Source organism: Acinetobacter sp. WCHAc060033, from assembly GCF_004209125.1.
Taxonomy (GTDB): domain Bacteria; phylum Pseudomonadota; class Gammaproteobacteria; order Pseudomonadales; family Moraxellaceae; genus Acinetobacter; species Acinetobacter wuhouensis.
The window spans coordinates 1-430 of record NZ_SGSW01000193.1 but is presented as its reverse complement, the minus strand read 5'-3'; the positions used below and the strand labels follow the sequence as shown (position 1 = coordinate 430).

The 430-nt window shown below is 35.1% G+C and carries 1 pseudogene; it reads right to left on the bottom strand.

The annotated features are described in order from the left end of the window. Positions 1-367: pseudogene (locus EXE10_RS21240) on the bottom strand (IS1-like element ISAba3 family transposase); the annotation flags it as partial. Between the last annotated feature and the right edge of the window lie 63 nt (positions 368-430).

The window sequence follows — 430 nt, the reverse complement described above, 5'->3', positions numbered from 1 at the left end:
AAATAAGCCATTGTTTATTCTTTTTATTTCCAACAAAATTCCAGAACTCATCTACTTCGAGAGATTCATAATGACTTTGCTGAGGCTGAATTTCATAGGTTGATTCAGTTAAAGTACGTAAAACTTTACCGATACTGATGCGCTCAACTTCAGCAATATCTCGTATACCGCTGCCTCTGACCATCAACTGTAATATTTTACGAGTAATACCTGACTTACATCCTAGATAGCTCAGTGCATGATCACCAATAAACTGACGTTTACAGTCTTTGCACTGATAGTTTTGTTTCCCATCTACTTTGATACCATTTTTCTTTATACTATCACTGAGGCAGGTTGGACATTTGATTGCTAGAGTTATTTGCATTTCTCTATTTTATCAAAATCCAATCGGCTTTTTCTTCAGCATACTTTTTGAAACACTACCAAA